The sequence below is a fragment of the Streptomyces sp. NPDC042638 genome (genome assembly GCF_040647235.1).
In the GTDB taxonomy this organism is placed as follows: Bacteria; Actinomycetota; Actinomycetes; order Streptomycetales; family Streptomycetaceae; genus Streptomyces; species Streptomyces rameus.
Window position 1 is genome coordinate 1 of sequence record NZ_JBEZBT010000080.1, and the last position, 24,007, is coordinate 24,007.

At 73.2% G+C, this 24,007-nt stretch carries 15 protein-coding genes and 1 pseudogene; 12 read left to right on the forward strand and 4 right to left on the reverse strand.

Annotated elements, in window-relative coordinates; all coding sequences use genetic code 11:
• Positions 1 to 142: 142 nt before the first annotated feature.
• On the reverse strand, positions 143 to 1,351 hold the full coding sequence (locus AB0B40_RS35390; RefSeq protein WP_345046799.1) for a nucleotide sugar dehydrogenase: 1,209 nt from the start codon (positions 1,349 to 1,351) through the stop codon (positions 143 to 145).
• Between the two features lie 280 nt (positions 1,352 to 1,631).
• Between AB0B40_RS35390 and AB0B40_RS35395 the strand changes: the two genes are divergently transcribed.
• From AB0B40_RS35395 to AB0B40_RS35430, 8 genes are all read left to right on the forward strand, one after another.
• Positions 1,632 to 3,338 (forward strand): glycerol-3-phosphate dehydrogenase/oxidase, encoded by a 1,707-nt coding sequence (locus AB0B40_RS35395; protein ID WP_345046801.1) that lies wholly within the window; start codon positions 1,632 to 1,634, stop codon positions 3,336 to 3,338.
• Between the two features lie 441 nt (positions 3,339 to 3,779).
• Entirely contained in the window at positions 3,780 to 5,858 is a 2,079-nt protein-coding gene (locus AB0B40_RS35400; RefSeq protein ID WP_362267629.1) for a serine/threonine-protein kinase, read from the forward strand.
• Positions 5,859 to 6,021: 163 nt separating this feature from the next.
• Positions 6,022 to 8,745, forward strand: a complete 2,724-nt coding sequence (locus tag AB0B40_RS35405; protein WP_362267631.1) for a protein kinase — start codon at positions 6,022 to 6,024, stop codon at positions 8,743 to 8,745.
• 162 nt (positions 8,746 to 8,907) lie between these two features.
• A complete protein-coding gene (locus tag AB0B40_RS35410; protein WP_362267633.1) occupies positions 8,908 to 10,578 on the forward strand; it encodes a serine/threonine-protein kinase in 1,671 nt (556 codons plus the stop codon).
• Positions 10,579 to 10,741: 163 nt separating this feature from the next.
• The gene (locus tag AB0B40_RS35415) at positions 10,742 to 12,460 is read left to right on the forward strand and encodes a serine/threonine-protein kinase (RefSeq protein ID WP_362267635.1); all 1,719 of its coding nucleotides are present in this window, start codon (positions 10,742 to 10,744) and stop codon (positions 12,458 to 12,460) included.
• Positions 12,461 to 12,522: 62 nt separating this feature from the next.
• Positions 12,523 to 13,572: a protein kinase gene (locus tag AB0B40_RS35420; RefSeq protein WP_362267638.1), complete on the forward strand. Its 1,050-nt coding sequence runs from the start codon at positions 12,523 to 12,525 to the stop codon at positions 13,570 to 13,572.
• Between the two features lie 136 nt (positions 13,573 to 13,708).
• Positions 13,709 to 15,322, forward strand: a complete 1,614-nt coding sequence (locus tag AB0B40_RS35425) for a succinic semialdehyde dehydrogenase (protein ID WP_362267641.1) — start codon at positions 13,709 to 13,711, stop codon at positions 15,320 to 15,322.
• Between the two features lie 166 nt (positions 15,323 to 15,488).
• Positions 15,489 to 17,294, forward strand: coding sequence for a GMC family oxidoreductase (locus AB0B40_RS35430; RefSeq protein ID WP_345058690.1), 1,806 nt, complete (start codon positions 15,489 to 15,491; stop codon positions 17,292 to 17,294).
• Between the two features lie 620 nt (positions 17,295 to 17,914).
• On the opposite strand, the gene AB0B40_RS35435 is transcribed toward AB0B40_RS35430, so the two are convergent.
• Positions 17,915 to 18,274 (reverse strand): chorismate mutase, encoded by a 360-nt coding sequence (locus AB0B40_RS35435; protein ID WP_345058688.1) that lies wholly within the window; start codon positions 18,272 to 18,274, stop codon positions 17,915 to 17,917.
• A 282-nt stretch (positions 18,275 to 18,556) separates the two neighbouring features.
• On the opposite strand from AB0B40_RS35435, the gene guaA reads away from it, so the two are divergent.
• Positions 18,557 to 20,137: a glutamine-hydrolyzing GMP synthase gene (gene guaA / locus AB0B40_RS35440; RefSeq protein WP_345058686.1), complete on the forward strand. Its 1,581-nt coding sequence runs from the start codon at positions 18,557 to 18,559 to the stop codon at positions 20,135 to 20,137.
• 4 nt (positions 20,138 to 20,141) lie between these two features.
• Here the strand turns inward: guaA and AB0B40_RS35445 are convergent, their stop codons facing one another.
• Complete coding sequence (locus AB0B40_RS35445; RefSeq protein WP_345058684.1) at positions 20,142 to 20,609, reverse strand: pyridoxamine 5'-phosphate oxidase family protein; 468 nt, start codon at positions 20,607 to 20,609, stop codon at positions 20,142 to 20,144.
• A 139-nt stretch (positions 20,610 to 20,748) separates the two neighbouring features.
• Here AB0B40_RS35445 and AB0B40_RS35450 point away from each other — a divergent pair, with 139 nt between their 5' ends.
• Positions 20,749 to 21,543 carry a class II aldolase/adducin family protein gene (locus tag AB0B40_RS35450; protein ID WP_362267643.1) on the forward strand — a complete coding sequence of 265 codons (795 nt, stop codon included), beginning with the start codon at positions 20,749 to 20,751 and terminating at the stop codon, positions 21,541 to 21,543.
• A 95-nt stretch (positions 21,544 to 21,638) separates the two neighbouring features.
• On the opposite strand, the pseudogene AB0B40_RS35455 reads toward AB0B40_RS35450, so the two are convergent.
• A pseudogene (locus tag AB0B40_RS35455) lies at positions 21,639 to 21,746 on the reverse strand (Tat pathway signal sequence domain protein); the annotation flags it as partial.
• 188 nt (positions 21,747 to 21,934) lie between these two features.
• On the opposite strand from AB0B40_RS35455, the gene AB0B40_RS35460 reads away from it, so the two are divergent.
• Positions 21,935 to 23,215, forward strand: coding sequence for a hypothetical protein (locus AB0B40_RS35460; RefSeq protein WP_362267645.1), 1,281 nt, complete (start codon positions 21,935 to 21,937; stop codon positions 23,213 to 23,215).
• Between the two features lie 126 nt (positions 23,216 to 23,341).
• Entirely contained in the window at positions 23,342 to 23,866 is a 525-nt protein-coding gene (locus tag AB0B40_RS35465) for a DoxX family protein (protein ID WP_345058678.1), read from the forward strand.
• The last annotated feature ends 141 nt before the right edge of the window (positions 23,867 to 24,007 follow it).

A 24,007-nucleotide genomic window follows, 5' to 3' on the forward strand; every position in this document is an offset into this window, starting at 1 on the left:
GTGGCTGCACCGGCGCTCACCCTCGGCACGCGAAAGTTCGTCAAGGCCAGCGCCCTTCCGCGTACTCACGTGTTCTCGCGCGGGCGCGGGCGCGGGGTGCGGGGCGCGGGCGCGCAGGGGGCGCGAGGCTGCGTCGCCCCCCTCACAACCGATGCGCCGCCCCCGTAGGCGTGGCCCCCCGCGTGTCCAGCAGCAGCTGCGCCTTCACCGACAGGCCCTGGAGGTCGTACGTCCGGTGCTGCTGGAGCAGGATCGTCAGGTCGGCGTCGGCGGCGGCCTCGTACAGGGAGTCCGCGCGGGGCACCGGGCGCTCCAGGACGTTCCACGCGGGGACGTACGGGTCGTGGTAACTGACGGTCGCGCCCAGCTTCATCAGCCGTACGGCGATCTCCTGGGCCGGGGTGCCCTGCTGGTCGGCGAGGTCGGGCTTGTAGGTGACGCCGAGGAGCAGGATGCGGGCCCCGCGCGCGGACTTGCCGTGTTCGTTGAGGAGCGTGGCGGCGCGCTGCACGACGTACCGGGGCATCCGGCTGTTGACCTGCTGGGCCAGCTCCACCATGCGCAGGGTGCGGGTGGCGTGCCCGGTCAGGTCCTGCGGGACGCCGTGGCCGCCGACGCCCGGCCCCGGCCGGAACGCCTGGAAGCCGAAGGGCTTGGTCTCCGCGCACCGGATGACGTCCCACAGGTCCACGCCCAGCTCGTGACAGAGGACGGCCATCTCGTTGACGAGCGCGATGTTGACGTGCCGGTAGTTGGTCTCCAGCAGCTGTACCGTCTCCGCCTCGCGCAGCCCGCGCGCGCGTACCACCTTGTCGGTGAGCCGGCCGTAGAAAGCGGCGGCGGACTCGGTGCAGGCGGGGGTGAGACCGCCGATGACCTTCGGGGTGCTGGCGGGGGCGTGGTCGCGGTTGCCGGGGTCGACGCGGCTGGGGGAGTACGCGAGGTGGAAGTCGCGGCCGGCGCGCAGACCCGAGCCCTCCTCCAGCAGCGGGCGCAGGAACTCCTCCGTCGTGCCCGGCAGCACGGGCGACTCCAGGATGACCGTGGTGTGCGGACGGAGCCGTTCCGCCAGGGTGCGGGCCGCCGCCTCGACCTGGCCGAGGTCGAGCCCGCCGTCGGCCCCGCGCGGGGTGGGTGCGCAGATCACCGCCGTGCGGACGCGGCCGAGCTGGACGGTGTCGGTGCCGGGCCGGAAGCCCGCCGTGTGCATCCGGCGCAGCTCTGCGGCGCTGAGCGGGCCGGCCTCGGGGCCGGTGGCGTAGCCGACGGTGGAAATGCCGGCTGCGACGGCGGCCCGGGCGAGCGGCAAGCCGTAGGGGCCGAGTCCGATGACGGCGAGGTCTGCGGGCATGCGTGGGCCGTCCTTCCCAGTAGCCGAAGCGGGACAGGTGCGCAACCGCTGTGGACAGCAAGAGCGAGTGCACTGTCAGACTAGGTACACATATGACCGTTCTGTGTGATTGTGTTTGTGTGTCTTCTGAGGGTTGTGCATGAGTTGTCCACAGGTTGGGAGCCCGTGGTGGCCGAAGTCCGGCATCGCGCTCAGAATTTGGGCATGAGGAGGGAATGATCCGGGCTTCGCCCACCGGGTGCGGCCGACGCGAGCAAGTCTGCGACAGCGGGAGGCAGCGGTGAGGACAGCGACTCTGGGGCCGGCGCAGCGCGCCGAGGCACTGGCGGCGATGGCGGAACGCGAGCTGGACGTGCTGGTGGTCGGCGGCGGAGTGGTCGGGGCCGGCACCGCGCTGGACGCGGTCACCCGCGGACTGTCCACCGGCCTGGTCGAGGCCCGCGACTGGGCGTCCGGCACCTCCAGCCGGTCCAGCAAGCTCATCCACGGCGGCCTGCGCTATCTGGAGATGCTCGACTTCGCGCTGGTCCGCGAGGCCCTCAAGGAGCGCGGCCTGCTCCTGGAGCGCCTCGCCCCGCACCTGGTCAAACCGGTGCCGTTCCTGTACCCGCTCCAGCACAAGGGCTGGGAGCGGCTGTACGCCGGCTCGGGCGTCGCGCTGTACGACGCGATGTCCATGGCCCGCGGCCACGGCCGGGGCCTGCCCGTGCACCGCCACCTGACCCGCCGCCACGCCCTGCGCGTGGCGCCCTGCCTGAAGAAGGACGCCCTGGTCGGCGCCCTGCAGTACTACGACGCCCAGATGGACGACGCCCGCTTCGTGGCCACGCTGGTGCGCACGGCGGCGTCCTACGGCGCGAAGGTCGCCAACCGCGCGCGCGTGACCGGGTTCCTGCGCGAGGGCGAGCGGGTCGTCGGCGCACGGGTGCAGGACGTGGAGGGCGGCGGGGAGTACGAGATCCGCGCCAAGCAGGTCGTCAACGCGACCGGGGTGTGGACCGACGACACGCAGGCCATGGTGGGGGAGCGCGGCCAGTTCCACGTCCGCGCCTCCAAGGGCATCCATCTGGTCGTGCCCAAGGACCGCATCCACTCCAGCAGCGGCCTGATCCTGCGCACCGAGAAGTCCGTCCTGTTCGTCATCCCCTGGGGCCGGCACTGGATCATCGGCACCACCGACACCGAGTGGGACCTCGACAAGGCCCACCCGGCCGCGTCCAGCGCCGACATCGACTATCTGCTGGAACACGTGAACTCGGTGCTGGCCGTGCCGCTCAGCCGCGACGACGTCGAGGGGGTGTACGCCGGGCTCCGCCCGCTGCTGGCCGGCGAGTCCGACGCCACCAGCAAGCTGTCCCGCGAGCACACGGTCGCCCACCCGGCGCCCGGGCTGGTGGTCGTGGCGGGCGGCAAGTACACCACCTACCGCGTGATGGCCAAGGACGCCGTCGACGAGGCCGTGCACGGCCTCGACATGCGCGTCGCCGACTGCGTGACGGAGGAGACCCCGCTGATCGGCGCGGAGGGCTACCAGGCGCTGTGGAACGCCCGGGCACGGATAGCCGCCCGCACCGGACTGCACGTGGTCCGCGTGGAACACCTGCTGAACCGGTACGGCTCGATGGCCGACCAGGTCCTGGACCTGATCGCCGCCGATCCCGCGCTCGGCGAGCCGCTGCACGCCGCCGACGACTACCTGCGCGCCGAGGTGGTGTACGCCGCCTCGCACGAGGGCGCCCGGCACCTGGACGACGTCCTCACGCGCCGCACCCGCATCTCCATCGAGACCTTCGACCGGGGCACCCGCAGCGCCCGGGAGGCTGCCGAACTGATGGCACCGGTCCTCGGCTGGGACAAGGACCAGATCGAGCGCGAGGTGGAGCACTACGAGAAGCGGGTGGAGGCCGAGCGCGAGTCCCAGCTCCAGCCGGACGACCAGACGGCGGACGCGGCCCGGCTGGGGGCACCGGACATCGTGCCGCTGTAGCGGGGCCCCGCTCCCCGGCGAGCCTCACTCGAACGAGCGATCGCCGCCGGGATCTCCGGGCGAACCCCGCTCGTTCTCCAGGGTGGGGGGACGGAACCGGGCGGCGGGCGGGGCCGGTTCGAGGCGGGGCCTGCGCTCGTGTCCGCCTTCGGCCAGAAGGTGGGGCACGTGGGCTTCACCGGCAACAGGCCCGTGCCGGGTCGGCCGGCGTGGTCACCGGCGCGGCAGGGCATGAGGTGGTATGGCCAGGACTGTCCGAAGCGTCGGCATGCCGGTTCCTCCCCTCTTGCGTCCCCTCATCCCGGTAAGTGGAACGGCTGCCGCAAAAAGGGCTTCGGGAGCGGGGAGTACGGGTCCCGCCCGTGGGCACCCTGGGCATCGGGCACTTGTGGGGTGAGAGACAATGGAGGCTCTGTCAGGGCGGGTTGTATGAGGGGACGCATGTCGGAGGCGGAGCGGGCGGGGACATCCCGTCAGGAGACTCGTCAGGACAAGAACGAGCGGCGTCTCCTCGCGGGGCGGTACCGGCTGGGAGACGTGCTGGGCCGGGGCGGTATGGGCACGGTCTGGCGTGCCGAGGACGAGACCCTGGGGCGGACGGTCGCCGTCAAGGAGCTGCGGTTCCCGTCGAACATCGACGAGGAGGAGAAGCGGCGCCTGATCACGCGCACCCTGCGCGAGGCCAAGGCGATCGCCCGGATCCGCAACAACAGCGCGGTGACGGTCTTCGACGTGGTCGACGAGGACGACCGGCCCTGGATCGTCATGGAGTTGGTGGAGGGCAAGTCCCTGGCCGAGGTCATCCGCGAGGACGGCCTGCTGAAGCCGAAGCGCGCCGCCGAGGTGGGCCTCGCCGTTCTCGACGTGCTGCGCTCCGCGCACCGGGAGGGCATCCTGCACCGGGACGTGAAGCCGTCCAACGTGCTCATCGCCGAGGACGGCCGGGTCGTGCTCACCGACTTCGGCATCGCGCAGGTCGAGGGCGACCCGTCCATCACCTCGACCGGCATGCTCGTCGGCGCCCCCTCCTACATCTCCCCGGAGCGGGCCCGCGGTCACAAGCCGGGACCGGCGGCCGACCTCTGGTCGCTCGGCGGCCTGCTGTACGCGGCGGTCGAGGGATCGCCGCCCTACGACAAGGGTTCGGCGATCGCCACGCTCACCGCGGTGATGACCGAGCCCCTGGACGAGCCCAAGCACGCGGGACCGCTGCGGGACGTCATCTACGGTCTGCTGACCAAGGACCCGGCCAAGCGGCTCGACGACGCCGGGGCCCGGGCCATGCTCAACGCGGTGATCAAGGCGCCCGAGCCGGAGCCGATGGACGCCACCCGGGTGGTCCCGCTGCCGGGGCCCGGTGGGGCGGAGGGCAGGCGGGGCGAGGAGGCCGGCGAGAAGCTGCGCGGCGCCCTGCGGTCGGTGCGCAAGGCGGCCGGTGCCGCCTCGGCCGCGGCGACGGCACGCGGGAAGAGCGGGAGCGAGCCGAGCGCGCTGGGCACGGGCGGCGCGGCGGGTGCGCCGGGTGCCCCGGGTGCCCCGGGCGCCGGGGGCACGCTCTCCGGCGGGGCACGGCCCGGTCCCGCGGGCGGGCCGGGTGCGGGAGCCGCCGCGCGGCCGGCAGGCGCGGGGACGGGTTCCGCCGGTGTGCCGAACTCCAGCGCGAGGACGCCGGGTTCCGGCTGGCCCGTGGTGCCGCCGCCGGACCTGGACCTGCAGCCGCGGCAGGTGCCGAGGGCGCCGCTGACCGATGTGGTGTCCAAGCGCACGCTGGTGGTCATCGCCGTGCTCGTCGTGCTCGCGGTGCTCGGGACCGTGCTGGCGTTCGCCCTGAGCGGTGGCGACGACAAGGACGGCGGGAGCAGCGGGGCCGAGGCCGCGGCCAGTTCCGGTCCCTCCACCAAGCGGGACACGGGCACGGGCGGCGCCAAGGGCAGCGGGCAACGGACGGACGGCGCGAGTTCGGCGTCCCCCGGTACCGGTTCGGCGCCCGGCACCACGGCGGACGCGAGCCCGTCCGCCGGCGGCTCCGACGCGGCCGGCGACCCCGGCGAGTCCGGCACCTCCGGCTCGAAGGGCGGCGGGAGCGCGCCGGCCGAGACCACCCGCAAGGGCGGCCAGGGCTACTCGATAGGCCTGCCCAAGGGGTGGAGGTACAAGTCCACCGGGGGCGCGGGCGACCGCTACACCGGACCCGACGGGCAGAAGCTGCTCGTCGGCTGGACCAGCACGCCCAAGGACGACCCGGTGGCGGACTGGGAGAACCAGGAGCGGGACATGCGGCGCTCCGAGTACCACAGGATTCGCATCGCGAAGGTGGGCTACCGCGGCTGGAACACCGCCGACTGGGAGTTCACCTACACCGAGGACGGCACCAAGTACCACACGATCGACCGGGGGTTCGTGGTGAACGGCCATCTCGGTTATGGGCTGATGTACACCGCGAAGGACGCCGGCTGGCACGGCGCCCTGCGCGAGGACACCTGGCAGACGTTGACGAGTTCCTTCAAGCCGAAGTCGTAGGCGCTCCGGGCCGGTTCGGTCCGTGAGAATCCGTCATCCTCTCAATGCGGGTTGCCTCCGGCACGTATCGTGAAGGGTCGCGGACCGTACGCAGCCGCATGCGTGTGCGAAACGGGTCATGAGGCGATCGGATGTGACCAACCGGGCGGCCGGGGGAGGCAAAGTGGACGACTACGCGGGTCGGGTGCTCGCCGACCGCTACCGCCTGCCACTGCCGCCGTCCGACGAGTACGAACTCACCGAGACCCGCGCCTTCGACACCTACAGCGGTCAGGAAGTCCTCGTCCGGCAGGTCCCGTTGCCGGAGGTCGTCGAGGCCGAGGTGATCGACGCCGAGGGACTGCCCGAGGGGTTCACCGCACGGGAGCGCGCGTCACGCCGGGCGCCGGAGACCAGAAGTGCCACCCGGCAGCCCGCCGATCCGGCGGTCCGGCGCGCCGTCGAGGCCGCGCAGGCGGCGGCCCGCATCCCCGACCACCCGCGCCTGGACCAGGTCTTCGACGTCTTCGCCGAGGGCGGCTCCCTGTGGATCGTCAGCGAGCTGGTGGCCGCGCGTCCCCTGTCCGCCCTGCTCACCGAGCGGCCGCTGTCGCCGTACCGGGCGGCCGAGGTCGCCTCCGACGTGCTCATGGCGCTGAGGGTGCTGCACGCCCACGGCTGGGTGCACCGCAACATCACCGTCCGCACGGTCCTCGTCTGCGACGACGGACGCGTGATGCTGACCGGCCTCGCGGCCGGCGCCGCTGAGGAGGCGCTGTGCGGTTACGACCCGGTGCCGGCTCCGGAGGACCCGGAAGAGGCGGCGGTGCCCGGTGCCGGGCCGGGCGGGCGGACCGCCCCCGCAGGAGCCGGTGAGGGCGGTGGCCCCCCAGGCGCTGGTCCCGGCCGGGGAGCGGGTGCTCCCGTCGGTTCCGGCGGCCGTCCCGCGGGTGTGCCGGGGGCCGGGGGAGTGGCCGCCGGGCCGGCCGCGGACGTCGATCCCGAGGCGGCGCGGCGCGCCGCCATCCAGGCGCGGGCGGCCGGAGGACTGCCGGCTCCGGGGGCCAACGGGGCGTCGGGAGCGGCCGGGCAGCCGGTTCTGGAGACCGGCGCCGATGTCCGGGCGGCCCGGGCGGGGGCCATCGCCGCGTACCGCGCCGGTGCCCGTGCCGCGGCCCGGGTGCACGAGGCCCAGCACAACGAGCGCCCCGCGCTGCCCGGCGCCCGCCCCCCGGCCGGGGACGACACCGGTGCCGGCCGGGCCGACGGCGCGGCACAGCCGTCGTACCCCGGGGACCAGCCGTCGTACACCCAGCCGTCGTACCCCGGGGACCAGCCGCCGTACCCGGCGGAGCCCGGCGCCGGGTCGCCGCCCGGCCGGATAGCCGACCCGTACGGGGTGCGGGGCGCCCCCTGGCACGGTGCCGCACCGCGTACCGGGCCCGGTGGCGCGGCCCTGGGCGGCGGCGCGGTGCGGCCGGCCCTGCCCGGACAGGTGCCGGGCCAGGAGTACGGCCCGGCGGCCGAGGACGCCGACGGAAGGCAGGGCCGCCCAGCGGCCGGACCCGGCCGGCAGGGCACCGCCCCGGCCCACTCCGCACTCGCCCCCGCCGCGCTTCCCGCGCCGCCGGGCGGCCGGTGGGACGAACCGGGTGCCGCACGCCGTGGTCCCGGGACCCCGCTCGCCGCCGAACGGGCGCGGCAGGTGCGGATGACCGTCGTCGGACCGGTGACCGAGCGGTGGGCGCCGGAGCAGGCCGGTCCGGTGCACGAGAACTGGCAGCTGGCGGCGCCGATCGGGCCCGCCACCGACCTGTGGGCGCTGGGAGCGCTGCTGTTCCGGGCCGTGCAGGGGCACGCGCCCTATCCGGAGGAGTCGACGGCCGAGCTGGTGCAGCTGGTCTGCGCCGAGCCGCCCGCCTTCGCCGAGGAGTGCGGCCCGCTCCGGCCGGTCGTGGAGTCGCTGCTGCGCCAGGATCCCATCGAGCGGCCGGACGTCGAGGAGCTGAGCGGCTGGCTGCGCTCCCTGGTGCGGTCCGCGCCCGAACCGGACGCCGGCATCCATGTCGTCCCCGTGCCGCCCGTCGATCCGCGCCGGCTCCCGATCGTCCGGCGCCGCGGTGAGCTGGTGCGCCGCCGGCGGCCCGGACTGCCCGCGGCCCATCCGCACGGCCGGCACAAGCGGGCCCGGGAGGACGCCGGTTCGCCGCGCAGCCTCGGCCGGACCCTGCTTCTGCTGGTCCTGCTCCTGCTGGCCGGCGCGATCGCGTACGCCATGCTCTTCATGCCGAAGCAGGGGGAGAACGGCGCCGCGAGCGGGGACCGTACCGGCAGCGCCGGGCGGACGAGCCCCGTGCCCTCGCACACCCGGCAGCCCTCCGCCTCGCCGAGCGCACCGGACGGCGGCGCCTCCGCGCCCGCGACCGAGACGCAGACCGGCGGTGACCCCGCCGTCCCCGACGGGTTCACCCTGCGCAAGGACCCGGACGGCTTCCAGGTCGCCGTCGCCAAGGGCTGGGAGCGCACCCCGAAGAACGGCAGCGGGCAGGTGGTCTACACGCAAGGGAACTTCGAACTGATCGTCGTACCAGGGCGGGACGGCGCCTCCGTCTACGGCAGCGATCCGATGGTCTACCAGCGGGACAAGGAGCGCGAACTCCAGCCGTACCGCGACTCCAGCTGGGCCACGGCGAGTGGTCTGCGGACCATCGAGGTGGGCGGACGGACCTCGGCCGAGGGGCAGTTCACCTGGACCGACGGGCAGGGCGGAGACCTGTTCGTGCGTAACACGGCGCTGCTGCTGAACGGCCGTTACCACGTTCTCCAGGTGCGTGGCCCGGAAGCCGAACGGGACGAGGTGACACGGTTGTACGAGCAGGCTGCCGCGACGTATCGCTACACCGGTTGAGCAGCGTGTATTCGGGGACGGGGCAGGGCAGGCCGGTTCCTTCTCTCGCGCGGAAATGACCATCGTCACAGTGCGGTTTCCTTCGCACCCCGCTGGTTCCCTGTGCGGGGGCCGGTCCTTAGTCTGACCCTGACAAGAGCATTGCGGGGCAACGTGAATCAGATGCAGGGCCTGCTCATAGCAGGCCGCTACCGGCTCGCCGATTCCATCGGCAGCGGCGGCATGGGCCGGGTGTGGCGCGCCCACGACGAGGTGCTGCACCGAAAGGTCGCCATCAAGGAGTTGACCGCGGCGCTCTACGTCTCCGACAGCGATCAGGCCGTTCTGCTCGCCCGCACCCGCGCCGAGGCCCGGGCCGCCGCGCGCATCAACCACTCCGCCGTCGTCACCGTGCACGACGTCCTCGAACACGACGGCCGCCCATGGATCGTGATGGAGCTGGTCGAGGGCCACTCGCTGGCCGACGCGGTCAAGGAGCACGGGCGCGTCGAGCCCGAGGAGGCCGCGCGGATCGGACTGTGGGTGCTGCGGGCGCTGCGCGCCGCGCACACCGCCGGGGTGCTGCACCGGGACGTCAAGCCCGGCAACGTGCTGCTCGGCGCGGACCGCCGGGTCCTGCTCACCGACTTCGGCATCGCCCAGATCGAGGGCGACTCCACCATCACCCGCACCGGAGAGGTCGTCGGCTCCGTCGACTACCTGGCCCCCGAGCGGGTGCGCGGCCACGACCCCGGACCGGCCTCCGACCTGTGGGCGCTCGGCGCCACGCTGTACACGGCGGTCGAGGGGCGATCGCCGTTCCGGCGCACCTCGCCGCTGAGCACGATGCAGGCGATCGTCGAGGAGCACGTGGGCGAGCCGCGCCACGCCGGTCCGCTCGAACCGGTCATCGCCGCCCTGCTGCGCAAGGACCCGGCCCAGCGGCCGGACATCGGGGAGGCGGAGCAGATGCTCGCCGAGGCGGCGGAGGGCCGCCGGCCCAGCAGCGCACAGGCGTTCATCCCGACCCAGGGCTCGGGCGTGCAGACGGGCGCGACCCACGACTCGGGCCGCGGCCCGCACGGTTACCCGGCCGGTGGCACCACCCCCGGAGGCCCGCCGGGCACGGGCCGTTCCGGGAGCGGCTCGACGGCCGTGGCGCCCATGCCCCCGGGCCCGGCGGGCGGCGCCGCGCCGGGGCCCCGGCGCCGGCTGCGCACGCTCGCGCTCGTCGTCGTCGCCGCGGCCGTGCTCGGCGGCGGCGCGGCGGTGGCCGTCCAGCAGTGGGGCGACCGGGCACAGGCCGGCGGTACGGGCACGGGCGCCGGCCCGGCCGTCACGTCACCCTCGGCGAGCGGCCCGCCGGGCACCGAGGGCACGGTTCCCGCCTCGTGGCAGCGGTACGACGACCCATGGGGCTTCAGCGTCTACCTGCCCAAGGGCTGGTCGCGGAGGGTCGTCGGCGTTCCCGGCGCCCTCAGGCAGGTCGACTACACGCCCGACGGCGGCAGGCACTTCGTCCGCATCGCCATCGACACCTCGCCGGACTTCAAGGACGGCTACTCGCACCAGCTCGACCTGGACGATCAGCTCAGCCGGCGGCTCGTCGACTACCAGCGCGTGCGGCTGGAGAAGAACCTCTACCGCGATCTCGACGGCTCCGTCTGGGAGTACACCTGGACCGCGCAGTCGAAGGACACACCCTTCCCGGGACCGCGGCGCGCGGCCGAGGAGACCTACGTGTCCCGGGACGGCACCGAGTACGTGATCTACATATCGTCGCCCGCGGCGGACTGGCCGACGACGAGCACGCGGTTCAGGGCGGTGCTGCAGGGCTGGCAACAGCCGCGGTGACCCGGGCGGTCGGTCCCCGCCGCCCCCGCGCGCGAGGAGGCCGTCGCCGCGAGCGCCCTCGCCGGCCGTCGCCGCCGCCTGCCGTTCGGCGGGCGGACCGGGTGCCTCAGGACGGGCGACCGGATTTCGAGGAACCGGACGACCTCTGCGGCATGATGGGCGCATGGGGACCGAGGGAGCCGGCTTCCGGCTGATCGCGGGCCGTTACCGCCTGGAAGAACGCGTCGGGCGCGGCGGCATGGGCGTCGTGTGGCGGGCGAGCGACCAGGTGCTGGGCCGTCAGGTGGCGGTCAAGGAACTCCTTCCGGACGACTCGCGACCGGCCGACGACGCGCGCCGCCGCCGTGACCGTACGTTCCGCGAGGCCCGCGCGGTCTGCCAGCTGCGGCACCCGCACATCATCGTCGTGCACGACGTGGTGGAGCAGGACGAACGGCCGTACCTGGTGATGGAGCTGGTCGACGGGGGTTCGCTCGCCGACCGGATCGCCCGGCACGGCCCGGTCGACGCCACCGAGGCCGCGCGGATCGGCATCGCCCTGCTGAGCGCGCTGCGCACCGCGCACGAGGCGGGCGTGCTGCACCGGGACATCAAGCCCGCGAACGTCCTGATCGAGTCCGGCACCGACCGGGTCGTCCTCACCGACTTCGGCATCGCCCAGGTCGCGGGCGCCACCACGCTCACCGAGACCGGTGCCTTCGTCGGCTCGCCCGAGTACACCGCGCCGGAGCGGATGTCCGGGCTGCGCACCGGCCCGGAGTCGGACCTGTGGTCGCTGGGCGCGCTGCTGTGCACGGCGCTCAGCGGCGAGTCGCCGTTCCGGCGCGACTCGATCGGCGGCATCCTGCACGCCGTCGTCACCGACGACATCCGTCCGCCGGCCCAGGCCGAGCCGCTGCTGCCCGTGGTCCGGGGCCTGCTGGACCGCGACCCCGACCGGCGGCTGGGCGCGGCGGACGCCGAGTGGATGCTGCGGACCTACCTGGAGACCGGCCGGACGCCGGCCGCGCCGGCCGGCCGGGGCACGACGGGACCGCACGGCGGCGGGCGCGGCCACCGGATCGGCGGCAGCCGTACGCCGAAGGCACCGGAGCCCTACGTGCCGACCCAGCCGGACGTGCCGCACGGCGGACCGCTGCCGTCCGCTCCGGCGCAGCCGCCCCCGGCCCGGTCGTCCCCGCGCGGGGTGCTGGTGGCGGCGCTGCTCGTCGCCGCGCTGGCCGGGGCGGGCGTGTCGGCCGCGGCGCTGCTGCTGCACCGGCACGGGGACGGGGGCGGCGGCACCCCGGGCGGCACGGCGACCACCCCGGCGACCCGGACCGGCACGGCCCCGACGGGCTCCCCGGGCCCGGGTTCCCCTACGGCGACGGGAACGCCGTCGCCGTCCCCGTCCGCTCCCGGCACCCCGCGCCCGACCGGCGCCGACTCGCGCACCGCGCCCTCCGGATACCGCACCGCACGGGACCCGGCCGGCTTCTCCCTCGCCGTACCGGAGGACTTCACCCGCAGCCCGCAGGGCGAGCGCGTCTTCTACCTCTCGCCGGGGCAGACCTTCCGCCTCGGCGTGAAGGTCACCGAACCGCAACCGGGCGGCCCGAAGGGCGTGCTGGACCGGTCCGCCGCCAACGGCGCCTCCACAAACCCCGGTTACCACGACGGACGGGTCACCCGCACCACGCGCGGCGGACACCGGGCCGCGCTCTGGGAGTTCACCTGGAACGGTTTCAGCGCGGCGGAGGGCCCGCGCCACACCTACGACCTGTGCTGGGAGGAGGACGGCCGGCTGTACGACGTGTGGGTGTCGGCGCCGGTGGGGAAGGTGCGGGAGGCGCGGGAGTACTTCGACGTGGCGGTCGACACGTTCTCGGCCACGGGTGTGTGACCGGGTCGGCGCGCGGGCGGCCCGCTTCGACAACTGTGCGGTCCGCAGGGTACTCATGTGACATGACCGAAGACGGCGAACTCCCGCCCGACGAACGTCTGATCGGCGGTCGTTACCGGCTGGCCGGACGCCTGGGCTCCGGCCCGGCCGGGACCGTCTGGCGCGCCCGGGACGAACAGGAACAGGTGCACGTCGCCGTCAAGGAGCCGTCACTGCCCGGCGACCCGGCCGACGACGAGGAAAGCCGGCGCATCGCGCACCGCCTCCACCGGGAGGCCCGCACCGCCACCCGGATCCGGCACCCCTCCGCCGTCACGGTGTACGACGTGGTCAGCGAGGCCGGAGTCCCCTGGATCGTCATGGAGCTGGTGGAGGGCGAGTCGCTGCGCGAGGTCCTCGGGCGCGGGGCCCTGCCGCCCGCGGAGGCCGCCCGTATCGCCCTCGCCGTCCTCGGTGCCCTGCGCGCCGCCCACGCCGTCGGCATCGTGCACCGGGACGTCAAACCGGCCAACGTCCTGCTGGAGTCCGGCACCGGCCGGGTCGTGCTCACCGACTTCGGGATCGGTGACGGCCACGCACAGGACGCGCCCGCCGGGTTCGTGGCCCCCGAACGGGCGGCGGGGCCCGGTGCCGGCCCGGCCTCCGACCTGTGGTCCCTGGGCGCGTTGCTCCGCAGTGCCCTCGGTGACGCCGGCCCCGGGCCGCTCGGCCCGCTGCTGGACGGGCTGCGCGCCGACGAGCCCGAGGCGCGGCCCGGCGCGCACGAGGTCGACGTGACGCTGCGGGAGTACCTGGGCCTGGAGCCCGTACCGGACGGGCCGGCGTCCCTGCACCCGGAGGCGTCCCCGCACCCGGAGCCGGACGCACACCCGGAGCCGCACACGGGGTCGCACCCGTACCCGGAGTCGCACCCGCACCCGGAGTCGGACCCGTACCCGGGGCCGCGCCCGGACCCGGAGCCGGACGCACACCCGGAGCCGCGCCCGGACCCGGAGCCGCACCCGGAGTCGCACCCGGGCCCGGAGTCGGACCCGTACCCGGCAGACCCGCGCCGTCGCACCCCCCTCGCCGCCCTCGGCCTGCTCCTCGCGAAAAAACTCGGGACCGAGTGATCGTCGTGCACGTCGGTGCCCCAACACCCTGATCAGCGCATTCTCTGCCAGTGGTCACTGGCAGTGTGTGAGCACTCCGTGAATCCGCGTTACCGACGGGTACACAAAGCGTGCGCTCCGGCATACCCTGCGCGTCATGACGGACACGCAGGCCCCGGACATCGCCGGTACCAACCCGCTCGCGCCCGCCCCCGAAGGCGCCCGCACCGCCGCCGACGTGGTCACCCCCGAACTGGTGGCCCAGCTCACCAAGGGCGTCGTCGGCTCCGGCCGCACCGCCAACCACACCCCTTTCAGCGGCGACAAGCTGGCCGACCTGCCCGAGTCCACTCCGGAGGACGTCCGCAAGGCGTTCGAGGCGGCCCGCGCCGCCCAGGGCGTGTGGGAGAGGACCCCGGTACGGCAGCGGGCCGCCGTCCTGCTCCGCTTCCACGACCTGGTGCTGGAGCGGCAGGCCGAAGTCCTGGACCTGGTCCAGCTGGAGACCGGCAAGGCCCGTCTGCACGCGCACGAGGAAGTGCAGGCCGTCGCCATCGCGGCGCGCCACTACGGCCGCCGGGCCGCGGCGTATCTGAGGCCGAAGCGGCACGCGGGCGCCGTGCCCGCCCTGACCAAGGTCACCGAACTGCGGCACCCGCGGGGGGTCGTGGGCCAGATCGCCCCCTGGAACTACCCGCTGGAGCTGTCCGTCGGCGACGCCCTGCCCGCCTTCGCCGCGGGCAACGCCGTGGTGATGAAGCCGGACACGGAGACCTGCCTGACGGCACTGTGGGCGCGTGACCTGCTGATCGAGGCCGGACTGCCCGAGGGTGTCTTCCAGGTCGTCCTCGGCGAGGGTCCGGTCGTGGGCCCGGAACTGGTCAGGCACGCCGACTACGTCTCCTTCACCGGCTCCACCCGCACCGGCCGCGAGGTCGCCGTCGGCGCCGCCTCCCGCCTGGTCGGCGTCTCCCTCGAACTCGGCGGCAAGAACGCCATGCTGGTGCTGGAGGACGCCGACATCGAGAAGGCGGCGGCCGGAGCCGTCCGCGCCTGTTTCTCCTCCGCCGGCCAGCTGTGCATCTCCATAGAGCGGCTGTACGTCCACGAGTCCGTCGCCGACGCCTTCCTGGAGCGGTTCGCCGCCCGCACCAGGGCCATGCGGCTCGGCAACTCCCTTGCCTACGGCGCCGACATGGGCTCGCTGGTCGGTGAACGCCAGCTGGAGACCGTCGAACGGCATGTGCGGGACGCCGTCGCCAAGGGCGCGAAGGTGATAGCGGGCGGTACGGCCCGCCCCGACATCGGTCCCTACTTCTTCGAGCCCACCATCCTGGACGGCGTCGAGACCTCCATGGCCGTCTGCGAGGAGGAGACCTTCGGCCCGGTCGTCTCGGTCTACCGCTTCAAGAGCGAGGAGGAGGCCGTCGAGCGTGCCAACGCCACGCCGTACGGCCTGAACGCGTCCGTGTGGACGAAGAACGCCCGCCGCGGCCGGGAGGTCGCCGCCCGCCTGCGCACCGGCACGGTCAACGTCAACGAGGGCTACGCGCCCGCCTACGGCAGCGTCCAGTCCCCGATGGGCGGCATGAAGGACTCCGGCCTCGGCCGCCGCCACGGCTCCGAGGGCATCCTCAAGTACACGGAGGCCCAGACGGTGGCCCAGCAGCGGCTGCTGCCGATGGCGCCGTCGCTGGGCATGGACGACGAGCGGTACGCGGCGTTCATGAGCCGCAGCCTCCGCCTGATGAAGGCCTTCCGGTTCCGCTAGGCCTTCCCCTTCCGCCAGGCCTTCCGGTTCCGCCAGGCCTTCCGGTTCCGCCAGGCCTTCCGGTTCCGCCAGGCCTTCCCCTTTCGCCAGGCGTTCCCCTTCCGCCTTGCCTTCCCCCTCCGCTGGACCACCCGTTCCAACCACCCGTTCTCGACGAGGAGAGCACGTGTCGCAGGAGAAGTCTGTCCAGACCCGGGACGAGGACGGGTACGACTACGACGTCATCGTCATCGGGTCAGGGTTCGGCGGCTCGGTCTCCGCCCTGCGCCTGACCGAAAAGGGCTACCGGGTAGGCGTCCTCGAAGCCGGCCGCCGCTTCACCCGCACCACCCTTCCGAAGAACTCATGGGACCTGAAGAACTACCTCTGGGCCCCGAAACTCGGCCTGTACGGCATCCAGCGCATCCACCTGCTGGGCAACGTCATGGTGCTGGCCGGCGCGGGCGTCGGCGGCGGCTCGCTCAACTACGCCAACACCCTCTACGTACCGCCGAAGGCCTTCTTCGACGACGCCCAGTGGCGGCAGATCACCGACTGGCAGGAGGAGTTGAAGCCGTACTACGACCAGGCCCGGCGCATGCTCGGCGTCCGGCTCAACCCGACCATGACCCCCTCGGACGTCCATCTGAAGGCGGCGGCGCAGCGGATGGGCGTCGGCGACACCTTCCACCTCGCGCCGGTCGGCGTGTTCTTCGGTGACGGCAAGGACGCGGACGGCAAGGTGACGGCCGGACCCGGAGAGCAGGTGAACGACCCGTACTTCGGCGGGGCCGGTCCCGACCGGAAGGCGTGCACCGAGTGCGGCGAGTGCATGACCGGCTGCCGGCACGGCGCGAAGAACACCCTCAACGAGAACTACCTCTACCTCGCCGAGAAGGCGGGCGCGGTCGTCCACCCCCTGACGACGGTCGTGTCCGTCACGGACGACTCGCGGGGCGGCTACGCGGTGGCGACCCTGCCGACGGACCGGAAGAAGAAGGGGGAGGGCCGGCTCCTCACCGCCCGCAGGGTCGTCCTCGCGGCCGGCACCTACGGCACCCAGACGCTGCTGCACCGCATGAAGGCGAGCGGCCGGCTGCCGTACCTGTCGAACCGGCTGGGCGACCTCACCCGCACCAACTCCGAGGCGCTGGTCGGCGCGCAGACCGACAACCGCCGTTACCGCAGGGCGACCGGCGAGCCGAGGGCCGACTTCACCCGGGGCGTCGCCATCACGTCCTCGATCCACCCCGACGAGAACACCCACATCGAGCCGGTGCGCTACGGCAAGGGCTCCAACTCGATGGGCGGCCTGTCGATCCTGCAGGTGCCGTACGCGGAGGGCTCCTCGCGCGTGCTCGCCTGGCTGGCCAACGCGGCCCGGCACCCACTGCTGGTCGCCCGCTCCCTGTCCAACCGGCACTGGTCGGAGCGGACCATCATCGGTCTGGTCATGCAGTCCCTGGACAACTCGCTGACCACGTACCTGAAGCCCGACGGCGTCGGCAAGGGCCTGCTCACCGCCCGCCAGGGGCACGGCTCGCCGAACCCCAAGCAGATCAGGGCCGCGACCGAGGCCGCCTCCGCGCTCGCCGCCGAGATCAACGGCTTCGCCGGCAGCAACGTCGGGGAACTGATGGGCACCCCGCTCACCGCGCACTTCCTCGGCGGCTGCCCCATCGGCGACTCCCCGCAGACGGGCGTGATCGACCCCTACCACCGGCTCTACGGCCATCCCGGCATCTCGGTCGTGGACGGCGCCGCGGTCTCGGCGAACCTGGGGGTGAACCCCTCGCTGACGATCACCGCGCAGGCCGAGCGGGCGATGTCGTTCTGGCCGAACAAGGGCGAGGAGGACCCGCGGCCGGCACCGGGAGCGGCGTACGAGCGGCTGAAGGCGGTGGAGCCGCAGGCCCCGGTGGTCCCGGCGCACGCGTTCGGCGCGCTGCGGCTGCCGTTCCTGGGGATACCGGCGGTGCCGCCGAAGAAGTGACCGGACCGGCGGAGCGGCCGGGACGACGCCAGCGGCAGAACGGCCGGGACGGTACCGAGCGGCAGAACGGCCGGGACGGTACAGAGGGACCTGCATCCCCCTCCGAAGGCAGGTCCCTCTCGCCGTTTCTTGATCCGGCAGGTTTGATCGGCGAAAAGCGAGAAGGGTTGCTCCGGGGGACCGGGGATTTCGTATGACCTGGGTCACACCGCTGGCCCGACCGGCTGTGGGCATGACGAAGGGCCCCGCGGGACGGAGGGGCCGCGGGGCCCTTCTACCGGTCAGCACCGGCGTCAGGGCAGCGCCGGTGCCGGGGAGCGGCGCCGGGGGGTTGCGCCGCTTGTTCGTGTGCCCTGTGGCCTGTCTGCAGTTTTCCGCCGGCCGGCCCCGGGCGTCCCCGGAGCCGGCCGTTCTCTTGGGTGACCGGGCTGCTGTCCCCTGCCGTCCGGTCACTTTCCCGGAGCGAGGTCCCACGACGCACGGCACGACCCGTACGTCTCATCGCCCCAGCGAGCCACGCGTGGTTCTGTCGGGCCCGCCCCTGGCTGGCACGGACATCCCCCTCAACGAAGCGGTGTGCGGGCCGGTCACGCGCCGTACGGGTGAGAGCGGGACCGAACTCAGATGCGACCCCGGCACAGTTCCAGCAGGGTCATCGCGAGGGCGGTGCCGGGCTTGCCGAGGGCGTCCCGGTAGCGGCCGAGGATCTCCATCTCGCGGGAGAGGTGCACCCGCCGCCCGCCGGAGGCGATACGTGTCCGCTGGACGACGGCGGAGACGGCCATCCGTTCCTGGACGAGGCCGATGATCCGGTCGTCGAGCGCGTCGATGCGCTCGCGGGCGCCGGCGATGGTGGCCTCCGGGGTGGCAGTCGCCTGAGGGGCGGCGGGCGCTTGCGGGGCGGCGGGCGGCTGCGCGGTGGCCTGCCCGGTGGCGGGCGCTTCCGGGCTGGTGGTCGTTTCCGCGGTGGTGGTGGTCACGTCGGGCTCCTCGGTCGGGAAGGCGGATGCCCTGGAACGGCGAAACCCGGAAAACGACAGGCGCCCCGGGCCTTGTCGGCCCGGGGCGCCTGGGAAGTCGCTTGGCGTCAGCTCAAGCAGCACGACCATGGCAGCCGGCGGGCCGGGTGCCATAGGTAAAGACGAAGGTCGAGTGCTTGCGCATGGGGCCAGTATGCCATGGCCCGGTACGGGAGACCCCTTCCCGCCCTCCCCGTTAGACTCGGTAGCACAGACCCCCGCCCGACCACCAGAAGGCACCCCGTGTCATCAGCGACTCCCACTGCCGGCACCACCGACACCGTCCTGGTCGTCGACTTCGGTGCGCAGTACGCCCAGCTCATCGCCCGTCGCGTCCGCGAGGCGCGGGTCTACAGCGAGATCGTGCCGAGCACCATGCCGGTCCGGGAGATGCTCGCCAGGAACCCCGCGGCGATCATCCTCTCCGGAGGTCCCTCTTCGGTGTACGAGGAGGGTGCCCCCCGCCTCGACCGCGAGCTGTTCGAGGCCGGCGTCCCCGTCTTCGGCATGTGCTACGGCTTCCAGCTGATGGCGCAGGCCCTCGGCGGCACGGTCGACAACACCGGGTCGCGCGAGTACGGCCGTACCGACCTGCACGTCTCCAAGCCGTCCTCCACCCTCTTCGAGGGCACCCCGGACGAGCAGCACGTGTGGATGTCCCACGGTGACGCCTGCTCGGCCGCCCCCGAGGGCTTCTCGGTCACCGCGTCCACGGACGTCGTCCCCGTCGCCGCCTTCGAGAACGACGACAAGAAGCTCTACGGCGTCCAGTACCACCCCGAGGTCATGCACTCCACGCACGGCCAGCAGGTGCTGGAGCACTTCCTGTACCGCGGTGCCGGCCTGAGCCCCGACTGGACCACCGGCAACGTGATCGAGGAGCAGGTCGAGGCCATCCGCGAGCTGGTCGGCGACAAGCGCGCGATCTGCGGTCTGTCCGGCGGGGTGGACTCCGCCGTCGCCGCCGCCCTGGTGCAGAAGGCCATCGGCTCCCAGCTGACCTGCGTGTACGTCGACCACGGCCTGATGCGCAAGGGTGAGACCGAGCAGGTCGAGAAGGACTTCGTCGCGGCCACCGGCGTGCAGCTGAAGGTCGTCGACGCCGAGGAGCGCTTCCTCACCGCCCTCAAGGGCGTCAGCGACCCCGAGGAGAAGCGCAAGATCATCGGCCGGGAGTTCATCCGCGTCTTCGAGCAGGCGCAGGCCGAGATCATCGCCGACGAGGGCCCGGCCGTGGAGTTCCTGGTCCAGGGCACCCTCTACCCGGACGTCGTCGAGTCCGGCGGCGGCACCGGCACCGCGAACATCAAGTCGCACCACAACGTCGGCGGCCTGCCCGAGGACCTCGAGTTCAAGCTGATCGAGCCGCTGCGCAAGCTGTTCAAGGACGAGGTCCGCATGGTCGGCCAGGAGCTGGGCCTGCCGGAGGAGATCGTCCAGCGCCAGCCGTTCCCCGGCCCGGGTCTCGGTATCCGCATCGTCGGCGAGGTCACGAAGGAACGCCTCGACCTGCTGCGCGAGGCCGACGCCATCGCCCGTGAGGAACTGACCTCGGCGGGCCTGGACCGCGACATCTGGCAGTGCCCGGTGGTCCTGCTCGCGGACGTCCGCTCGGTCGGCGTCCAGGGCGACGGCCGCACCTACGGCCACCCGATCGTGCTGCGTCCGGTCTCCTCCGAGGACGCCATGACCGCCGACTGGTCCCGGCTGCCCTACGACGTCCTCGGCCGCATCTCGACCCGGATCACCAACGAGGTCCGGGACGTCAACCGCGTCGTGCTCGACGTGACGTCGAAGCCGCCGGGCACGATCGAGTGGGAGTAGTCGCCTAGGCCCGCCGGAGAGTGCGCACCGGCTCTCCGGGTTTCCAGGTCTGGACGACCAGATACCGGTCGTCCTCGACGTAGGTCCGTACGACCTCCGTCAGTTCGGTGCGGAAGAGGTGGAACGGCTGCGGCGGTTCCACCTCTTTCACGTACGCGGCCCTGGCCGTGCCCTCGCCGACCTCGAACGCCCGCCCGCCGATCCGGACGTCGCCCCCGCCCATGCCCGTGCCGTCGCCGGGGTTGCTCTGGAGCGTGAAGCGCGGGTCACGGCGCAGGTCGAGGACCTTGACCGAACCCGGCATCATGCCGAGCCACAGTTCCCCGTCCAGGAAGCGCACCTCCAGGCCGGAGGTGCGCGGTGAGCCGTCCGCGCGGAGGGTCGCCAGGACATGGTGCCGGTACGCGCCGAAGCGCTCCTCGGTCGTCTTCGCCAGCTCGGGTGCGGCGGTGCTGAAAGCTGCCCAGTTCATACGGCCAGTCTCATCGGTAAACCCGACACCTTCTGTCAGGTATGCGGCGCGTACGGCATCTTCACACAACGGCTCTGCCCTTTTGTGCCGCCCGGGGGTACCTTCCGGCCCGTACCGCAATCCCAGGACGGGAGGATCTATGCACGGGCCCACCCCGCCCCTGCCGCTGCCCACCGGCCGGCTCCAGTTCGCCATGCCGCCGATGCACGAGTCGGCCGAGGACGAACGCCGGCACCGCAAGGAGCGGCTCGCGGGCGCCCTGCGGATCTTCGGGCGGGCGGGATTCGAGGACGGGGTGTCCGGGCACATCACCGCCCGGGACCCGGAGTTCACCGACTGCTTCTGGGTCAACCCGTTCGGGATGCCCTTCAAGCACGTCACGGTCGGTGATCTCGTCCTCGCCAACCAGGACGGGCAGGTCGTCGAGGGCCGCTACCACGTCAACCAGGCCGCGTTCACCGTGCACGCCCAGGTGCACGCCGCCCGCCCCGACGTCGTCGCCGTCGCCCACTGCCACTCCGTGCACGGCCGCGCCCTCGCCGCCCTCGGTGACCTCATCGACCCCATCACCCAGGAGAGCTGCGCCTTCTACGAGGACCTCGCCCTCTACGACGCCTACACCGGCGTCACCGTCGACGCCGAGGAGGGCCGCCGGATCGCCGCCGCGCTGGGCTCCCGCAAGGCGCTCGTGCTGCGCAACCACGGGCTGCTCACCGTCGGGGACTCGGTGGACGCGGCCGCCTGGTGGTTCCTGTCCCTGGACCGGTCCTGCCAGGTCCAGCTGCTGGCGAAGGCCGCGGGCCGGCCGGTGCTCATCGACCACAAGGCGGCCGTCGCCACCCGCGAACAGCTCGGCGGAGACCTGGTGGCCTGGATCAACTACCAGCCCCTGTGGCAGGACATCAGCCGCGGCGAACCGGACCTGCTGAGCTGAGGCACTTCCGCGCACACCGCTCACTGCTGCACCGCTTGCGGGAGCTGGGCGAGCTGCACCGAGTACATCGCCGGGGAGATCCGGCACGCGTTGCTCCCGTACGTCCGCCGGAACAGCGGCACGGAACGGTGCGGCCCCGGAGTGATCCGGATCGTGCTGCCGTCGAAGGCCCAGGTCCCGTCCCGCTGGATGACCTCGGCCATACCGAGATTCTCGCGGCCGGGTCAACACGGCGGCCCCGGCTTCACTCGCGGTGACCCCGCCCGACCGCCCCGAAGGCCCCGAGGTAGGGCACAATTCGCTCACATGACAGGGGAGTTGTCCGGCCGTCACGCACACCGTGCGTGCCGACGGCAGGGGCGGCAGGCCGTGGGGAAGGCGGGCGTCGGGCGTGGCGGTGCAGGAGGCGAGGGGGGACACGGGTGCCGAGGGCGTCCACGACGGCGGCTGTACCTGCGGGGACTGTCCGCACGGCGCCCGGGAGGGGCACCGGCGGGCCGTCGCCGCGTTCCTGCGCCGGCGTGACGAGTTCGCCGCCGGGCACGGGCTGCCGGCGGGCGTGGCGCACTCGGTCTCGGCGTCCCGCCAGTGGGTGTCCGAGCAACTGACCCAGCGGGCCGAGGCAGTCGCCGAACAGGGCCGGGCCGAGGGCGCGGTCCGGCTCGCCCGGCTGTGGCTGCGGACGGTGTGCGCCGTGTGGGGCACCGTCACCGTGCTGCTGCTCGCCGAGGCGCTCACCGCGATCGGCGCGGGCTGGAGCGGCGCCCGCACCGCGGCCCTGCTCGCCGCGCTCGCCGTGGCCGGGGCGCTGACCGCCGCCTGCTTCTTCCACCGGGCGCGCGGCGGAGCGCTCGCGCCGGTGCTCGGCGAGGACAACCGCATCTCCACCTCCCGTACCGTCGCCGCCTGCTGGGTCCTGTTCGTCGGCTACGCGGTCCTGCTGCTGGCCGCCCGCCTGGCCGCCGCCTCCGACCACGTCGAACGCGACGCGCTGATCTCCGGCCTCGACCTGAAGCGCGGCGCGGGCGTGGTGACCGTCCTCGCCGTGGTCTGCGGCATCGCCGTCCTGGTCCGCCGGGTGGTGGCGCTGCGCATCCTCGCCCAGCGGCTGCAGAAAGTGCCGGCCGACCGCCCGCGCGCCGCCGACCTGCTCACCGACGACTCCGGCCGGGGCGCCTTCTCCGACATCCAGTACGTCGCCATCAGCGCCGTGGCCCTGTTCTTCGCCGCCGTACGGCTGGCCCGCCGCCCCGACCAACTGCCCGACCTGCCCTGGGGCCTGGGCGTGGTCGTGCTGATCTCGGCCGCGACCTACCTGGCCGGCAAGTACGCCGAGGGCGGCCGGCCGGTGATCCTCTCGGTGGTCCGCGCCCGCGAGCCCGGCGACCTGGACGGCCCGGTCCGCACCGGCGACGACATCGAGATCCGCGGCACCGGCTTCGTCCCCCCGGGCGCCCAGACGGCCGACCGGCTTTCCCGGATGGTCGTCCGTATCGGCGCGGTCGACGTCCACGTCCCCCTCGTCCCCGTCACCGGCGGCTTCCGCAACCCCACCGACAACACCCTGACCGTGCCCGTACCCGCGGACGTGGAGCCCGGCGCCGTGGACGTCCAGGTGGTGACCGCGGCCGGGGTGGCGACCAACCGCTACCCGCTGCACGTGACGGAGTGACCACCGCGGAGGCGGACCCCGACACCCGAAGTCCGGAAAATCGCCCGTGAGAGGATTGAAGCGACTCCCTTCGTCATACGTATCGACAAGTGAGGTGGCCCGGCGGGCGAGAGGCGGCTGGCAGTGATGACTCGCAACATGCGAACGGACACGCGTTCCTACCGGCTTTACGGCCCCCGCGACTGGCGGGACACCGCGACCCACTACGCCCTGCTGCCGCTGCGCGTCTTCCTGGGCGTCACCTTCATCTACGCCGGCCTGGACAAGCTCACCGACAGCACATTCATGCAGGCCGCCGGCGACGGATCGATCGGCGACACCATGCGCTCCGTCCGCGACTCCGCCGCGATCCCGGCCCTGGTCGACCTGGCCCTGAAGAACCCGGTCGGCTTCGGCTACGCCATGGCCATCGGGGAACTGGCCGTCGGCATCGCCACCCTGCTCGGTATCCTCGGCCGGCTGGCCGCGCTCGGCGGCGCGCTGATCTCGCTCAGCCTTTGGCTGACGATCAGCTGGTCGTCCACCCCCTACTACTACGGCAACGACCTCGCCTACCTGATGGCCTGGATCCCCCTGATCCTCGCCGGCGCCCCCTACTTCTCCGTGGACGCGGCCTGGCGGGCCCGGCGGCGCCACGGCGGCTACCGCTAGGGCCTTTCGTCCGGATCAGGCTGCATCAGGGAGCGGCCCAGGGCCGCCGGCCCGGCGTGATCCGAACGAGGTCCTGGCTGTACTCGGCCTAGGGCCTGTCTGACAATTCCCGTCTGCCTCGCGACGCCATGCACGCACTCT